Source organism: Desulfovibrio sp. Huiquan2017, assembly GCF_017351175.1.
In the GTDB taxonomy this organism is placed as follows: domain Bacteria; phylum Desulfobacterota; class Desulfovibrionia; order Desulfovibrionales; family Desulfovibrionaceae; genus Pseudodesulfovibrio.
In genome coordinates this window covers 126,264-142,502 of sequence record NZ_JAFMPN010000011.1, presented here as the reverse complement: position 1 = coordinate 142,502, position 16,239 = coordinate 126,264, and the positions used below count along the sequence as shown (strand labels likewise).

Here is a 16,239-nt window from a genome sequence, read left to right as displayed (position 1 = left end):
CATGACCCTGCCCCCGGTCCATCATCATACCGGCCTGGAAGCGAGCGGCGGCGCCACCCGCGTGGCCCGGCTGCTGCTTCAGGGGTTGCGGCGACACGGGGTCGAGGCGGAGTTGTCCTTTGAACTGGCCGAGAAGGCCGACGGCACGGCCATTCCGCCCGAGGAGTTCGGCGTGCGCTTGCCCGAGGACGTCATCGCTCACGTGCATTGCACCGGCAATTGGCCCGCCCTGCTCGGGTCCATCCCCACGGGCGTTAAGACGGTCGTCACCCTGCACGATTGCGAGCTGTTCACCGGCGGTTGTCCCTACCCCCTGGATTGTCCCCTGGGCGAGGACGGCTGCGCCGCTCCCTGCCCGCGCAATTTTCCGGACGCCGACGGTCTGCGCCGGCGCAAGCTGGCCGAGATCCAGCGGCTGGACCCGGTCCTGGTGGCCCCGTCCCGCTGGCTGGCCCGGCTGGCCAAGACCCATCTGTTCCGTCCGGTCAAGATCATCCCCAACGGCATCCCCTGGCCCGTGGGGCTGCGCTCCAAGAACGACGCGCGCAAGGCGCTGGGCATCCACCCGGCCGCGCGCGTGGCCTTGTTCGCGGCCCATGGCGGCATGAATGCGGCCTACAAGTCCGGCGACACCTGGCAGGACATTTGGAAACGTCTCAAAAAGGCGCTGCCCGATCTGGTCTGCTTCGCCGTGGGCGGGGACCGCGAGGAGCGGCACGACGACTTCATCCTCTGGCCCTACGTGGACCGCGCCAAGCTCGCTCTGCTCATGGCCGCGTCCGATGCTCTGCTTTATCCCACCCGCGCGGACAATCACTCCCTGGTCGTGCTGGAGGCCATGGCCGCCGGGCTGCCCGTGGTGGCCTATGGCGTGGGCGGCGTGCCCGAGCAGATCGTGGACCGCCTGACCGGCATGCTTGTGCCGCCGGGCGACCGTGATCAGTTCGTGGAAGCCGCCCTGTCCGTCCTGTCCAGCCGCTCCCTGGTCCGTCAGATCGGCCGCGAGGCCTTCCTGTCCGGTAGCCGGAAATTCGCCGTGGACCGTATGGTCGGTGATTATGCCCGGCTATACGCGGGGCTGTAGCCGCCCGTTCGCTGTTCGGGGAGGGGCCGGGCGGGCGTCCCCCGCATTCCGCACATACGCGTCGGCGCGGGATGTTTTCGTTTCGCGGGAAAAGGTGGGCCAATGCAGAAGCCCCCGCACCGATTTCGGTGCGGGGGCTTCTGCATTGGAGTGGGAATTAACCGAGTTTTTTGCGCAGGTGGGAGCGCAGCATAATGGCCACCAGGTTCATGCCCAGAACCAAAGCCACCAGCACGAGCGAGGTGCCGTATTGGAGAGGCAGCGTGGCCTCGGGGTCGGTGGAGGAAACGGACAGGGAATAGATCTGGTAGGGCAGGGCCATGACCTCGTCGAAGACGGAACCCGGCAGGGTCGGGTTGTAGCTGGCCGCCGCCGTGAACATGATCGCCGCGGTCTCGCCCGCCGCGCGGGAGATGGACAGGATGGAGCCGGTCAGCACGCCGGGCATGGCCGAGGGTAGGACGACCCGGAAGATGGTCTGCCATTTGGTCGCGCCCAGTCCGAGCGAGGCCTCGCGGTAGGTGTCGGGCACGCTCCTGAGGGCCTCTTCCGAGGTGCCGATGATGACCGGCAGTATGAGTACGGCGAGCGTCATACAGCCCGAGGCCACGGATACGCCCATGCCCATGCCGCCGAGGTCGCGGCCAGCCACGAAGAAGGCCATGCCGAAGAGGCCGAAGACCACGGACGGCACGCCCGCCAGGTTGTTGATGCACAGCCTGACCACGCGCATGAACGGGCCGGGCGTGGCGTATTCGTGCAGGTAGATGGCCGCGGCCACGCCCAGGGGCAGGGCCAGGGCCATGGACCCCAGGGAGAGGTAGAACGTGCCCACGATGCACGGGAAGATGCCGCCCGCCAGGCCGCCCTCGGTGGGTTTGGTGGTCAGGAAATCCCAGGAGATGGCCGGTAACCCGTAGTAGACCATGTAGCCGACGATGATGAACAGGGCCAGGGCGTTGATGGCCACGGCGATCCGGAACATGGTGAACCAGACCTCCTGGGTGGCCTTGCGCCGGAAGCGCAGGCCCGGGGTGTCCGGTATGTTGGAGCCGTTCAGGGTCATTTCGGTGCTTGCCATTTCGGACATGTCCTTATTCCTAGAGGCTGGCCGAGCCGACCTGTTTGTATTTGTGGGCTATGTGGTCGGCCAGGAGGTTGAAGAGAAAGGTGATGATGAACAGCACCATGGCGATGGCGAATAGGGCGAAGTAGTGCCGCTCCAGGCCGAAGCTGGTCTCGCCCATCTCGGCCGCGATGGAGGCGGGCATGGGACGGACCGGGTCGAAGATGGAGGTCGGGATGCGCGCCGCGCCGCCCGCGACCATGAGTACGACCATGGTTTCGCCGATGGACCGCGACATGCCCAGGATGACCGCCGTGGACAGCCCGGACAGGGATGCGGGCAGGACCACGCGCCAGATGGTCTCGAACCGGGTCGCGCCGAGGGCCAGGGACCCCTCGCGGACCTCGGCGGGCACCGAGTGGATGGCGTCCTCGGCGATGGAGGTGATGGTCGGCACGGCCATGAAGGCGAGCATGATCGAGGCGTTGAGCATGTTCACGCCGAAGCGGATGTTGAAGACTTCAAGCAGGATAGGCGCGACCACAGCCAGGCCGAAGAAGCCGATGACCACCGACGGCAGGGAGGCCAGCAGCTCGACCATGGGCTTGACGATCTCGCGCACCTTGTGGGGCGCTATCTCGGCCAGGTAGACCGCGGTCATGATGCCCAGCGGGATGGCGATGAGCGAGGAGAGCAGGGTGACCCAGAAGGAACCCATGATCAGCGGCAGGATGCCCCATCGCGGATGCGAGGAGATGGGCCGCCACTGGCTGCCGAAGATGAAGTCGAAGAAATTCAGCCCGCTGATCTTTTCGCCCATGGCGTCGAAGCCGGTAAACGTGGGCAGGGCCTCGGAGATCAGGAAGTACATGATCAGCCCGAGGGCGAGGATCGAGGCGCTGGCGCAGAGCAGGAACATGCCCCGGATGAGCTTTTCCTTGGTGGACCGAGAAACGAGCATATGCTGGCCGCCTTTGATGCGTGAACCCGTCGGGGCGGAGCGCCGCCCCGACGGGGAGTTGAGTTCCTTGCCGGTTGGCGTTTCGCTACTGGACCGGGACGAAGCCGACTTCGGCGATGATCTTCTGGCCGGCCGGGGACATCGCGAAGGAGATGAACTTGGCCACTTCGCCGGAAGGCTTGCCGCCGGTGTAGAGGTTCAGCTTGCGGGCCAGCGGGTAGGAGCCGTCGGCGCCGGTCTTGACGGAGGGCACGATGCCGTTGACGGACAGGCCCTTGATCTTCGGGTTCAGGAAGCCGAGGCCCACGTAGCCGATGCCGTTCTTGTTGCCGGCGATCTTGGCGGCCATGGCGGCGTTGGAGGGCATGCGGGAAACCAGGTCGTTCTCGTCTTCCTTCTGCATGACCTTCTGCTCCCAGACCTCGTAGGTGCCGGAGTTGGTCTCGCGGGAGAACAGGGCGATCATGCCGTCGTTGCCGCCGAGCTGCTTCCAGTTGTTGATCTTATCCTGGTAGATGTCCTTGAGCTGGGCGGTGGTCAGGGCGGTGATCGGGTTGGAGGGGTGCACGATGGGCACGATGCAGTCCAGGGCGATGATGGTGCGCACGGGCTCGATGCCGTTGGCCTGGCATTTCTTGATCTCGGCGTCCTTCATGGGACGGGACATCATGCCGATGTCGGCGGTCTTGTTGATGATCGCTTTGGCGCCGTCGCCGGAACCAGTGGCGGAGATGGAGAAATTCACGCCCGGATTGGCGGTCTGGTAGGCGGCCACCAATTTCTTCATGGCCGGGTCAACGGTGGTGGAACCCTTGACGCGGATTTCCGCGGCAAAGGACAGAGCGGAAACGCTCAACACGGCCAGCGTCACGAAAGCAATGAGCAATTTTTTCATCAGAAGTACCTTCCTTAAAAATTATGATGGAAAACTATTCCTCGTCGACGTGTGACGTAGTGATAGACCCGCCATGTTACATCTTCGTGACACGCATTCGAAAGCTCAGTGACAGTTTTGGGGTGGGGGCTGCGGCTTTTGGGTACGGGGGGAGAGCCGCTGTAGGGTGCTTGCGGCATCCTCATCGCTCCAGGGCGTGGTGGCGGAGGGTGAACGCCGTGCGCTTAAATCTGCTGGTTTGGAGATTGACGCGGGGGGCAATGTGTTTGGTTGCGGACCGTAGCGGAGTCCCCCCGCGAAGCGGCAACAAAAAGTTTAGGAAAGGATGGGGATGGGGGTCCGGGGGAAGGGGAAGGAAAAGCCCTTTTCAAAGGGTCTTCCTTCCCCTTCCCCCGGNGTTTGGTTGCGGACCGTAGCGGAGTCCCCCCGCGAAGCGGCAACAAAAAGTTTAGGAAAGGATGGGGATGGGGGTCCGGGGGAAGGGGAAGGAAAAGCCCTTTTCAAAGGGTCTTCCTTCCCCTTCCCCCGGCCGCCGGAGGCGTCTTAAAATAACGTCGTCAGTATTTCGGTTTCGTCGCCGGGGGTGACGGTTTGCCCGCTTTGCAAAACGGCCAGGCCGTGAGCGTGGGCCAGTCCGAACATGGGGGGGACGGCCTTGCCCGCCAGGGGGGTGGCGGTCAGCGCGCAGCCCTGGATTTCGAGGCGGCACTGGACCAGCCATTCGGAGCCCGGCCGGGCGTTGATGGCCTGGGTGAAGCGGGCGGTGCGCGGCGTGTCGGGCCCGGGCAGGCCGCGCAGTCGGCGGACGACCGGGAGGATGACCGCGTGGAAGCAGGCGTGCCCGGCGGCGGGCGGGCCGGGCAGGCCGAAAAGCAGGGTCCGGCCGCGCGCGGCCGCGAACATGTTCCGGCCCGGACGGATGTCTATGCGGTGAAATATCGGGGTGAATCCGCTTTCGAGGGCGGCCTCCAGGGCGAAGTCCCGCTCGCTGTTGCCCGTACCACCGGTGGTGACCAGGATCTCGGGCAGGTCGGCGTCACTCAGGGCGGCCACCAGCCGGTCGCGGTCGTCCGGCATGACCGCGGTCCCTTCCACATAGGCTCCGGCCGCTTCGAACAGCCCCCGCAGCAGGACCAGGTTGTCCGCCGGGAATTGCGCCGTGCCCGGGTGTGCCGGACCGTCCGGGCTGTGGCCCGGCTTGGCCAGCTCACTGCCCAGGGCCATGAGCCGGGCCCGAGGCCGGGGGTGGACCTGGATGGAGTTCACCCGGGTGCGGGTCATGACCGCCGCCGCCTGGGGCGAGATCGGTTGACCCGCCGGGACGACCACCGTATCTTTCGCGATCTCGCCGCCCGCGGCGCGCACGAACCAGCCCGCGCGCACGGGGGCGCGCACCAGGATATGCCCGTCCGCCGCCTCCACGTCCTCTTCGGCATAGACCGCGTCCGCGCCGGGCGGCACCGGGCCGCCGGTCAGTACGCGGACGGTCGTATGCGGCCGGATGGGCATGGGGTTCGTCGATTCCGCGCGCAGGCAGCCGTTCACGGCCAGCCGCACCGGATCGAGCGGCTTGGCCGGGGCCGCGTCCAGGCTGCGCACGGCGTATCCGTCGCGCACCGAGCAAGCGTGTTCGGGGACATCGCACTGGGCGGTCGCATCCCGGGCCGCGATCAGGCCGATGCCGTTCATGGGCGGTACGGTTTGCGTTGTGGCGGGCCGGGCGAGCCCGAGCAGCTTGCGGACCGCGTCCTGGCGGGAAATGAGTGCGGGCATGGCCTTCCTCGGGAGTTTGGGGGCGGTATGGACGCATAGTGGCACCCGGCCCGTACGTTGTAAAGGATTGCACCCGTCGGCCCCTTGATATACGGTTAATGTCTGTCGTCTCGTCGCGCCCGGTTCTGTTGCAACACCTGGGCGCGTTTCCGCATGTCAACCATAAGGGATTGAAATGGCACAGCATATATTCTGCATCGTCGGCAAAAAGAAATCCGGAAAAACTACTTTTATGGAAAAACTCGTGCCTGAGCTGCGTCGGCTCGGGCTGTCCGTGGGCGCGATCAAGCACGATTCCCACTCCTTTGAAATGGACGTGGAGGGCAAGGACTCCTGGCGGCTCAAACGCGCAGGGGCCGAGACCGTGGTCGTTTCCTCGCCCGACCGCGTGGCCATGATCAAGTCCGTGGAGCGCGAGCGGTCCTTGGAATCGTTGGCCGAGACCCTGTTTGCGGACAAGGACCTGGTCCTGGCCGAAGGGTATTTCAACTCGGATCAGCCCAAGATCGAGGTCTACCGCAACGCCGCTCACGTCTTGCCCCTGTGCGACCGCTACAACCAGCAGGCCAAAAGGCTCATCGCCATGGTCACGGACCGGGGCGTGGACACCGACGTTCCGAATTTCGGGCTGGACGATGCCGCCGAGGTGGCGTCCTTTCTCGCCCGCAAGTACTTCGGCTGGGTCTACAACGGCATGGATACGCACGACTAGACATTCCCCGCGCGGGGCGGCTTTCGACAGCCGTCCCGTCCCTCGCCCCTCCGGGATTTGCTCCTCGCGCGACCCGGCGCACCCGAACGCGCTTCGCGCAACGAAAATCCAGGGAACACCCCCCCCCCGGCTCGTGATTCCGGGAAGACGAAGGCTCGTCCACCCCGATACCGCCCGGAGCGGTTTTTCATGGGAGAAACGCGAAAAAACGAGGCTCGGCCCATCCTGTGATCGACGCGAAAAAGCCCGGCCCGGCTGATGCCGGACCGGGCGGTCTTGCGGTTTGGGAGAGCCTTTTCTAGTAGTGCAGGTCGTCCTCGGTCATGGCCGTGGCGAAGTGCTTGTAGACCCATGATTGGTAGCCGATGACAAGAGGCACGAAGATGACCGCCACCACGAGCATGATTTCCAGCGTCAGGGCGCTCGATGCCGAGTTCATGATGGTCAGGCTGTGGGCCGGGTTGGGGTTGGACGGGATGATGGCCGGGAAGATTCCGGTCACGCCGAACAGGGCCGTGCCGCCGATGTACAGGCAGGAGGAGGCCCAGGCCATCCAGTACTTGCCTGCGCCGAGGTAGGTGCGCATGAGCACCAGCCCGGCCACGGGCAGGAGCAGGATGACGAACAGGATCGGGTAGACCATGTAGTTGGCGAAGAGCTGCGTGGACATGGCGGTATAGGCCAGGAACAGCACGGTCAGGATGACCACGCCGGGCCACAGCTTGGTGGCCACGTTTTCGGCCCGCTGCTTGAGTTCGCCGGTGGTGCGGATGCACAGCCACAGAGCCCCGTGCATCATGAAGATGGTCACGAACAGGATGCCGCCGGCGATGCCGTAGGGGTTGAGCAGGCCGAAAAGCCCGGCCTGGGAGAACCCGGTCTCGTCCAGAGGGATGCCCTGGAAGATGTTGGCGAAGGCCACGCCCAGCAGCAGGGCGGGCAGGAAGGAGCACACCGCGTGGGCCGTGTCCCAGATCTTTTTCCATGCGGGGCTTTCAACCTTGGAGCGGAATTCGAAGGATACGCCGCGCACAATCAGGGTGAACAGGAGCAGCATGAGCGCCATGTACAGGCCGCTGAACATCTGCGCATAGGCGTAGGGGAAGGCGGCGAAAGTCACGCCGCCCGCCGCGATCAGCCAGACTTCGTTGCCGTCCCAGAAGGGGCCGGTGGCGTTGAACATGGCCCGTTTTTCGGTTTCGGTCCGGGCCAGGAAGGGCAGCAGGGTGCCCACGCCCAGGTCGAAGCCGTCGAGGATAAAGTAGACGGCCCAGAGCACGCCCCAGAGGATGAACCAGATCATCGCCAGGTAGTAGTGCAGCGAACCGGTTTCCATCAGAGTAGTCATAGATTTTCTCCTTTAATTCGCTGAAGTTAGACCTGGATGGGGGTGTTGTCTTCGGGACCCTTCTTGGCCAGCTTGACCATCAGCCAGATGCCGACAGCGCCGAGCAGGGCGTAGAGCAGGGTCATGAGGACGAGAGTGAAGCCCACCTCGGCGCCGCCCACCGGGGAGACCGCGTCGGAGGTGCGCATGAGCCCGTAGACGATCCAGGGTTGGCGGCCCACTTCGGTGAGGGTCCAGCCCGCCCAGAGCGCGATGTAAGGGAGAGGGATACAGAACGGCAGCGCCTTGAGGAAGAGCGGGTAGTTGTGCACCTTGGAACGGACCAGGAAGCCGAAGGCGGCCACCAGGATGAACAGGGTGCCCAGGCCGACCATCAGCCGGAAGGAGAGGAAGGACAGGACCACGGGAGGCCGGTCCTCCTTGGGGAAGTCGTTCAGCCCCTTCACTTCGGCGTTGAAGTCGTTGTAGGCCAGGAAACTCAGCACGCCGGGCAGGGGCAGTGCCTGAAGCACGTTGCCGTCCTCGCCCGGGATAACCAGGAGATACATGGGCGCCTGGGTCTGGGTCTCCCAGTGCGATTCCATGGCCGCCAGCTTGGCGGGCTGGGTGTCGGACAGGTTGTTGCCGTGGATGTGGCCCTCGAACGCGGTGAACAGGGCGAAGACCAGGGCCACGGAGATGCCCAGGTTGAAGGATTTCTGGAAGAACTCGGTGTTGTTCTTGCGCAGCAGGTGCCACGCCGAGATGCCGACGATGAAGAATCCGGCCAGAAGCAGGGAGGCCGGAACCACGTGGAAGAATTCGAGCCACGCGTACTTGTTGGTGATGACCGCCCAGAAGTCGGTCAGCTCGGCCCGGCCGTTGCGCAGGACGTAGCCCACGGGATTCTGCATGAAGCCGTTGGCGATGAGAATCCAGATGGCCGACAGGTTGGACGCGCCGGCCACCAGCCATGCGGTGGTGGCGTGGGCCTTGGGCGAGAGCTTGTCCCAGCCGAAGTGCCAGACGCCGATAAAGGTGGATTCAAGGAAGAAGGCCGCCGTGGCTTCGATGGCCAGGAGCGAACCGAAGATGTCGCCCACGTAGGCGGAATACCGGGACCAGTTGGTGCCGAACTGGAATTCCAGGGTGATGCCGGTGACCACGCCCAATGCGAAGTTCACCAGGAAGAGTTTTCCCCAGAATTTGGCCATTTTTTTGTACACCTCGTTGCCGGTGCGCACATAGGCCGTTTCCATGCAGGCGATGAGGACCGATAACCCCAGCGTCAACGGCACGAAAATAAAGTGAAACATGGTGGCTGCGGCGAATTGCAACCGGGAAAGCATCAGCACATCCATACAAACCCCCTTGTGGATATTGCTTTGACATACCTCAAACCGTTAAAAAATGCTCAACATTCAGAGATGCATACCTCCGCCTCGCGAACAAATCAAGAATAATTATTGTTCCCATTAGCCATTTTTCATGGAAACGGGCTGGCCCGTGGATTCGAGTACGGCGCGCCAGTAGTTGGAACAGGTGCTGATGCGTTTCTTGCCCTTGGTCACCAACCCCATGGGGATGTACACGTAGCGGCCGTTCCAGCGGGAGACGACCAGGCCGGTACGCCCGGACATGCCCGCATGGACCGCGTGGATGCCCAGGAAAGAGCAGTAGATGCGGTCGTTGGCGTTGGCCGGGACCGAGCGGATGATGTAGCTCGGGTCGATGTATTTCAGGGTGGCCTCGATGCCCTGTTTGCTGAAATGTTCGAGAATTTCCTTCTTGAGCAGGGCGGCGATGTCGCTGAGTTTCACGTTGCCTGAGGCGTCCGCTTCGCCAGAGGTTTTCAGGAGGTCCTGGCCTGCGCCCTCGGCAACCACGATGACCGCGTTTCCGCGCTGCTTCATGCGCCTGTCCAGGGCGGCCAGAAAGCCCTTTTCGCCGTGGAGGTCGAAGGGAGCCTCGGGGATGAGGCAGAAGTTGACCTCCTGGCAGGACAGGGAGCTTTGCGCCGCGATGAAGCCCGCGTCCCGGCCCATGACCTTGACCATGCCGATGCCCCAGGGGGCGCCCGTGGCCTCCACATGCGCGCCCCGGATGGCCATGGCCGCGGTCTCCACCGAGGTGTCGAAGCCGAAGGAGGGCGAGACGTAGTTGATGTCGTTGTCGATGGTTTTGGGCAGGCCGACCACGGAGATGGACAGGCCGCGCTTCGCGATCTCGGCCACCACGGCGGAGGCCGCGCGCATGGTCCCGTCGCCGCCGATCATGAACAGGATGGAGACGTTCATGCGCTCCAGCGCGTCTACGATGACCTCCGGGTCCTGGGGGCCGCGCGAGGAGCCCAGCACCGTGCCGCCGAATTCATGGATGCGCGACACGAAATCCGGGGTCAGCTCGATGACGTCGTACCCCTGTTCGGGCACGAACCCGGCCAGACCGTATTGGATGCCGAGCACGGACGGGACCTTGTATTCGTGGTAGGCGGCCATGACGATGGCCCGGATGACGTCGTTCAGGCCGGGGCACAGCCCGCCGCAGGTGACCACCGCGCATTTTGTCTTGCTTGGGTCGTAGTAGATCTTGTCCCGGGGGCCGGCGGGCTCGAAATAGGCGTGCTCGGGCTTCTTGCGGCTCTTGGGGCCGCCTTCCACGGTCCGGCGGGAGATGTTCACCAACACGGCGTCGTCTTCTTCGACGAATCGACCGAATGCGATGGGATTGGCGATTTTGGCAGGGCCGACCGTGGTGATTGCCGTGGATTTGGATGTGGGGTTCTCGGAAATACATGTCTTCATGGTCTCGACCTCCCGGATTCAACAATGGTCCATTGCTTAACGGTATTATAACGATTTTTTCCCATGGGCAAACGGTATCTCCGTTTTTTCTCAATACGATAACACAAACCCGTTCGGCGGCGGCCGGGCCTGCCATATCCCTTCCGGGCTTGACCTTTGCCGCCGAATCCCTATCTACTGGAATCGAAAACAACGACGGATGTCGGAGGATTGCACCATTATGACCAGCCAGTTGAAAACCGTGTTGCTGCTCGGTCTGCTCACCGGCCTGTTGATGGCCCTGGGTGGAGCCATGGGCGGACGGGCGGGGCTGTTTTTGGCCTTCGGGTTCGCCATGTTCATGAATGTGGGCAGCTATTGGTATTCGGACAAGATCGTCCTGCGCATGTACAAGGCCCAGCCCCTGTCCCCGGGCGACGCCCCGCATATCCACCGGGTGGTGGGCGAAATGGCTGCGGCGGCGGGCATCCCCAAGCCGCGCATCGTGCTCATTCCCCAGGACGCGCCCAACGCCTTCGCCACGGGCCGCAACCCGGAACACGCCGTGGTCGCGGTGACGCGCGGCATCGTCAAGATCCTGGACCCCGACGAGCTCAAGGGCGTGCTGGCTCATGAACTCGGCCACATCGTCAACCGCGACATCCTCATCCAGAGCATCGCGGCCGTGCTGGCCGGGGCCATCGTGTTCATTGCCAACATGCTCCAGTTCACCGCCATCTTCGGCGGGTTCTCCCGCGACGACGAGGGCGGCAATCCCCTGGCCGCGCTGGCCATGGCCTTTCTCGCTCCCGTCGCCGCCACCCTGATCCAGATGGCCATTTCCCGCTCGCGCGAATACCTGGCCGACGCCACGGGCGCACGCCTGGCCAACCCCAACGACCTGGCCGACGCCCTGTCCAAGCTTGATTCGGCGGCGAGCCGCATCCCGCTCCAGGGCAACCCGGTCACCGAGAATTTGTTCATCGTTAATCCGTTCAGCGGACGAAAGGCCGCGTCTCTGTTCGCCACTCACCCGCCCATTGAAGACCGCATCGCGCGTCTGAGGGCCATGGCCCAAGGCAAGTAGCATGCGATCCGTACTCCGTTTCCCGTTCCGTCTTTCCCTCGCCGTCCTTATCCTCGTCGCCGCCGTCGGGTTCGCCTGCGCCCCGGCCCGCGCCGCCGACCGCCGAACTCCGGTGGTCCGCGCCGTGGAGGCCGTCAGCCCCTCGGTGGTCAACATCACCGTGACTTCCGCGGTCCGCTCCGGCAACCGTTCGCCCTTCGGCGACCCCTTTTTCGACCAGTTCTTCAAGGATTATTATGAACAGCGGCCCCGCCAGTCCCAGAGCCTCGGCTCGGGCGTGATCATCGACGGCGACAAGGGGCTGGTGCTGACCAACGCCCACGTCATCGCCTCGGGCGGCGACATCGCGGTGCGCCTCAAGGACGGGCGGGAATTCAAGGCCGACCTGGTGGGTTCGGACGCCGACTTCGATCTGGCCGTGCTCAAGCTCGAAAACGGCCAAGGCCTGCCCCAGGTGTCCATGGGCGATTCGGACGGCATCTTCATCGGTGAGACCGTCATCGCCATCGGCAATCCTTTCGGCTACTCCAACACGGTGACCACCGGCGTGGTCTCGGCCCTGAACCGGCCCATGAAGACCAACAGCGGGGCTTTCGGCAGCTTCATCCAGACCGACGCGGCCATCAATCCCGGCAACTCCGGCGGCCCGCTCCTGAACATCAACGGCGAACTTATCGGCATCAATACCGCCATCCAGGCCCGGGCCGAAGGCATCGGTTTCGCCATTCCCATCAACAAGGCCAAGCACGTCATCGCCGAACTGCTCGATTCCGGCCACGTCGCGCCCATCTGGCTCGGCCTGTTCGGCCAGGACATCGACCAGGCGGCGGCCCGCTATTTCAATCTCAAGGACCTCAACGGCATGCTCGTCACCGAGGTTTACCCCGGCACTCCGGCCGCCGACGGGTTGGTCAAGCCCGGCGACGTGGTCCTGTCCTTCAACGGCCGCACCGTGGCCAACAAGAGCGATTACCTGACCCGGCTGTTCAGCGTGACCAAGTCCGAATCCGTCAATCTCGTCACCCTGCGCGACGGGCACACCATCCGGCTCCACCTTCGGCCGCAGGTTTTGGACAAGGCCAAGGCCCTGGACCTGGTGCGCGCCCGTTGGGGCTTCGAGCTGGCCGACCGGAAGGGACCGGGCGCCGAGGTAACCACCGTGGTCCCCGGCTCGGCCGCAGCCAAGCTCGGCCTGAAGCAAGGCGACGTCATCCACCAGATAGGCAACCGCAGCCTGGGCTCGGGCATCGACCTGCTCAACGCCTTCCTGCGCAACCGCATGCAGAAGACGGTCATGATGCGCGTCCAGCGCGGGCGCAACCTCTACACCGTCCGGCTCACTCTCTAGCAAGGAGCTTTCCCATCCCGGACCCCAAACTATATTGGACCGACAAATGCGCGGCCAAGGATTTCACCACTCCATTCAGGCTCGACGTGTTCCGTGAATACGTTCCCGACGGCAACGCCCGCATCCTGGACTTCGGTTGCGGCTACGGGCGGATCATGGCCGAATTGGCCTCGGCCGGGTATGCAAACCTGACCGGCATCGACTTTTCCGAGCCGCTGGTCAGGCGCGGCCTCGCCGAGCACCCCGGGTTCAACCTGGCCGCCTATCCGGGCGGGCCCCTGCCCTATGCGGACAATGTCTTCGACGCCGCCGTCATGCTCGCGGTCTTTACCTGCATGCTGGAAACCCGCGCCCAGGCCGAGGCTCTGCTCGAACTGCAACGGGTCCTCAAGCCCGGCGGCGTGCTCTACGTCAACGACTTCCTGCTCAACCGCGACCGGCGCAACCTCGACCGCTACCAGCTCGGGCAGGAACGATACGGTCTGTACGGCGTTTTCGACGTGGACGACGGCGGCACCCTGCGCCATCACGACCGCAACCACATGGAAGCCCTGTTTTCCGGCTTCGAGACCCTGGCCTTCGAGGAGGTCGTCTACGAGACCATGCACGGCCACCAGTCCAACGGCTTCTACGCGGTAGTGAAAATGCCCGGATAGCGTTGTAATGGCCTGAGTTCCCGATGGCCGGGGCGCTGCCCCGGGCCCCGCTGGGGCTCCGCCCCAGACCCCGCCAGAGAACCTTTTGAAAAAGGTTCTCTGGACTCTCCCAAACTTTTTGGGTCGCTTCGCGAAGGGCGTGCGGTAGCGAAAGGCCCGGTGAGGAACGCTTTTCGTTGTGCCGGTCGCGATTTCAGACAGAAAAAATGGACGAAACGGCGTGCTTCTTCTCGAAAGAAAGCACGCCGTTTTTTCTATCCGAAATCGCGGGTTTTATTTTTTTAAGAAGGGGGAGAGACAGTGTGAAAATTTTCTTTCGCCTCCGTTCCAACATGCCGCGAAATCAGCCTTTCCCTTGCGTCCATCCCCATACATCCCGTCCCTCCCCCGCGTCCGCACGCTTCTGCCGAAGGCACCCAAAAAGTTTAGGAGGGGGTCCAGGGGGAACCCTTTTCAAAGGGTTCCCCCTGGCCGCCGGAGGCGCCCGCCCGGCGAGGGCGCCCCAACCCTCTCGCCTCAAGCCGCCTCGACTCCGGCGTGCGCACGGAAAAAGGGCTGCCCCGCGAGGAGCAGCCCTTTCGTATGTCGGTAGTCCGGCGCGCTACTTGAGGATGTCGGGCCGGGCGATGTCGATCTCGGCGTTCTTGCTCAGGTCGTCCATGAACGCGGCGACGGCTTCGTGGCGGTAGTTCTGCCCGACCTGGGCGAGCCAGAACTGCTTTTGTTCCTGCCAGTTTTTGTCCGAGGACGGGATGCGCTCGTTGAGCCGGGCCACGACGGCGCCGCCGCCGGGCATGGTGTAGACGAGCTTGAACCAGTTCTTGTCCGGGGCGTTGAAGGCGGCCTTGGCCAGGGGCTGGCTCAGGCCCAGTTCGGGGATGTTGCCCTGGCGGTTGAACGGCTGGGTGGTCTTGATGCGCGAGGCGTACTTTTTGGCGGCGGCCCCGGCGTCGGGGCCGGTCAGGGCCGCATGGATCTTCTCGGCTTCCTGTTCGGCCAATTCCGCGCCCTTTTGGTCCTTGAGGGTGTTGGTGATGGTTTGGCGGACCAGGGGGAGAGCCATGACCGAGGCCGGAATGTCCTCGGCCTTTTCCACGAGCATGTAGCCGCCGTTGACGGCCACAGGGCTCTTGTAGGCCTCGCCGGGGGTCAGTCCGGTCACGGCCTTGGCCGCTTCGGCGTTCATGCCAAAGGTCTGGGCCAGGAACTGGGCGGGCATGGGATCGGTGGTCACGGTTTCGATGCCCAGTTCGGCGGCGATGTTTTTCAGGGGCATGCCGGAGACAAGGCGGTCGGTGGCCTGATCCAGGAGGTCGTTGGCCTTGTCGGAGGCCTTTTCCTCGGCCAGGCGGGTCTTGATCTCGTCCTTGGCCTCGTCAAGGGTCTTGACGGTGCTTTCCTTCTTGTCCTCGACCTTGATGATGTGCCAGCCGAACGGAGTCCTGACCGGCTTGGACACCTCGCCCTTGTTCAGGGCGAAGGCGGCTTCCTCGAAGCCCGGGACCATGGCGCCTTTGCCGAACCAGCCCAGGTCGCCGCCGTTGGGGGCGCTGGGACCGTCGGAATTCTTCACGGCCAGTTCGGCGAAGTCCGCGCCGGACTTGGCTTCCTGGTAGAGCTTGTCGATGCGCACCTTGGCCTTGTCCTGTTCGGCCTGGGGCGCGGAGTCCTTGACGGCCACCAGGATGTGGCGGGCGTGGATGGTCTCGGGCTCGCCCAGGGTGTCCTTGTTGGCGGCGTAGTAGTCCTTGATCTCGTCGTCGGTGACGGTCTGGTACTTGGCCAGGTTGGCCGGAGTGAAGGCGAGGGTCCGCAGAGTCACCTGGGCCGGGATGCTGAAGCGGTCCTGGTTGGCCTTGTAGTAGGCCTCGACCTCGGCTTCACCGATCTTGATTTCGTTGCGGAAGTCCACGGGCAGGACCTCGATGTAGTCGAGGCGGACCTGTTCGCTGATCCAGTCGAAGATCTGGCGGGCCTGGGTCTCGGATACATCAACCGAGGCGGCCACGGCGTCCTTGACCTTTTCCATGGTCAGGTCGCTGCGGTAGCTTTCTTCGAATTCGGCCGGGGTCTGGCGGATTTCCCGCAGGGCGGCCTGATACCGCGTCTGATCGAATTTGCCGTTGGCGTCCTTGAAGGCGGCGATGGCGGCGATGCCGGCGGCCACTTCCTTGTCCGAGGCGCGGATGCCGAGCTTGTCGGCCTCGCCGAGGAGGAGCTTCTGGCTGATCAGCTCGCCCAGGACCCTCTGTTTGAATTCGGGGGACCGGACTTGCGCGGGGGGCAGGTCGGGGTTGGCCCGGCGGATGTTTTCAGCCGCGCGGTTATACATCGTCTCGTAATCGGCGCGGGTGATGACCTGGCCGTTGACCGTGGCCACGGTCGGGTCGCCCGAGCTGTTCAGCCCGGACATGCCGAAGGCGAAGACAAAGGCGATGATGATGACGGCAAAGAGTATCTTGATGATCCAGCCGGATGCGTTTTCGCGCATTATTTCTAACATTTCTGCTCCGATAGCTATGATGAACGCGGTGCCTCTCCGGGTGG

Annotated in this window: 13 protein-coding genes; 5 read left to right on the top strand and 8 right to left on the bottom strand. The window is 64.0% G+C overall.

Annotated elements, in window-relative coordinates:
- Window position 1 precedes the first annotated feature (1 nt).
- Entirely contained in the window at window positions 2-1,084 is a 1,083-nt protein-coding gene (locus J0909_RS11185) for a glycosyltransferase (protein ID WP_207262888.1), read from the top strand.
- Window positions 1,085-1,241: 157 nt separating this feature from the next.
- Here the strand turns inward: J0909_RS11185 and pstA are convergent, their stop codons facing one another.
- The 4 genes from pstA to J0909_RS11165 all read right to left on the bottom strand — a co-directional run bounded on the left by pstA (window position 1,242) and on the right by J0909_RS11165 (window position 5,779).
- Window positions 1,242-2,174 carry a phosphate ABC transporter permease PstA gene (gene pstA, locus J0909_RS11180; protein WP_286181955.1) on the bottom strand — a complete coding sequence of 311 codons (933 nt, stop codon included), beginning with the start codon at window positions 2,172-2,174 and terminating at the stop codon, window positions 1,242-1,244.
- Window positions 2,175-2,184: 10 nt separating this feature from the next.
- The gene (gene pstC / locus J0909_RS11175) at window positions 2,185-3,111 is read right to left on the bottom strand and encodes a phosphate ABC transporter permease subunit PstC (protein WP_207262886.1); all 927 of its coding nucleotides are present in this window, start codon (window positions 3,109-3,111) and stop codon (window positions 2,185-2,187) included.
- Between the two features lie 85 nt (window positions 3,112-3,196).
- Entirely contained in the window at window positions 3,197-4,006 is an 810-nt protein-coding gene (locus tag J0909_RS11170; RefSeq protein ID WP_207262884.1) for a PstS family phosphate ABC transporter substrate-binding protein, read from the bottom strand.
- A gap of 543 nt (window positions 4,007-4,549) precedes the next feature.
- The gene (locus J0909_RS11165) at window positions 4,550-5,779 is read right to left on the bottom strand and encodes a molybdopterin molybdotransferase MoeA (protein ID WP_207262883.1); all 1,230 of its coding nucleotides are present in this window, start codon (window positions 5,777-5,779) and stop codon (window positions 4,550-4,552) included.
- A gap of 175 nt (window positions 5,780-5,954) precedes the next feature.
- Between J0909_RS11165 and mobB the strand changes: the two genes are divergently transcribed.
- Window positions 5,955-6,491, top strand: coding sequence for a molybdopterin-guanine dinucleotide biosynthesis protein B (mobB, locus tag J0909_RS11160; RefSeq protein ID WP_207262881.1), 537 nt, complete (start codon window positions 5,955-5,957; stop codon window positions 6,489-6,491).
- 298 nt (window positions 6,492-6,789) lie between these two features.
- On the opposite strand, the gene cydB is transcribed toward mobB, so the two are convergent.
- The 3 genes from cydB to J0909_RS11145 form a co-directional block, all read right to left on the bottom strand.
- A complete protein-coding gene (cydB, locus tag J0909_RS11155) occupies window positions 6,790-7,839 on the bottom strand; it encodes a cytochrome d ubiquinol oxidase subunit II (protein ID WP_207262880.1) in 1,050 nt (349 codons plus the stop codon).
- 26 nt (window positions 7,840-7,865) lie between these two features.
- Window positions 7,866-9,179 carry a cytochrome ubiquinol oxidase subunit I gene (locus J0909_RS11150; protein ID WP_207262878.1) on the bottom strand — a complete coding sequence of 438 codons (1,314 nt, stop codon included), beginning with the start codon at window positions 9,177-9,179 and terminating at the stop codon, window positions 7,866-7,868.
- A 114-nt stretch (window positions 9,180-9,293) separates the two neighbouring features.
- Window positions 9,294-10,622, bottom strand: coding sequence for an ATP-dependent 6-phosphofructokinase (locus J0909_RS11145; protein ID WP_207262876.1), 1,329 nt, complete (start codon window positions 10,620-10,622; stop codon window positions 9,294-9,296).
- Between the two features lie 220 nt (window positions 10,623-10,842).
- Here J0909_RS11145 and J0909_RS11140 point away from each other — a divergent pair, with 220 nt between their 5' ends.
- From J0909_RS11140 to J0909_RS11130, 3 genes are all read left to right on the top strand, one after another.
- A complete protein-coding gene (locus J0909_RS11140; RefSeq protein WP_207262874.1) occupies window positions 10,843-11,688 on the top strand; it encodes a zinc metalloprotease HtpX in 846 nt (281 codons plus the stop codon).
- Window position 11,689: 1 nt separating this feature from the next.
- Window positions 11,690-13,036, top strand: a complete 1,347-nt coding sequence (locus J0909_RS11135; RefSeq protein WP_207262872.1) for a trypsin-like peptidase domain-containing protein — start codon at window positions 11,690-11,692, stop codon at window positions 13,034-13,036.
- Window positions 13,037-13,122: 86 nt separating this feature from the next.
- Window positions 13,123-13,692: a class I SAM-dependent methyltransferase gene (locus J0909_RS11130; RefSeq protein WP_353616757.1), complete on the top strand. Its 570-nt coding sequence runs from the start codon at window positions 13,123-13,125 to the stop codon at window positions 13,690-13,692.
- Between the two features lie 601 nt (window positions 13,693-14,293).
- On the opposite strand, the gene J0909_RS11125 is transcribed toward J0909_RS11130, so the two are convergent.
- A complete protein-coding gene (locus J0909_RS11125; protein ID WP_207262870.1) occupies window positions 14,294-16,195 on the bottom strand; it encodes a SurA N-terminal domain-containing protein in 1,902 nt (633 codons plus the stop codon).
- Between the last annotated feature and the right edge of the window lie 44 nt (window positions 16,196-16,239).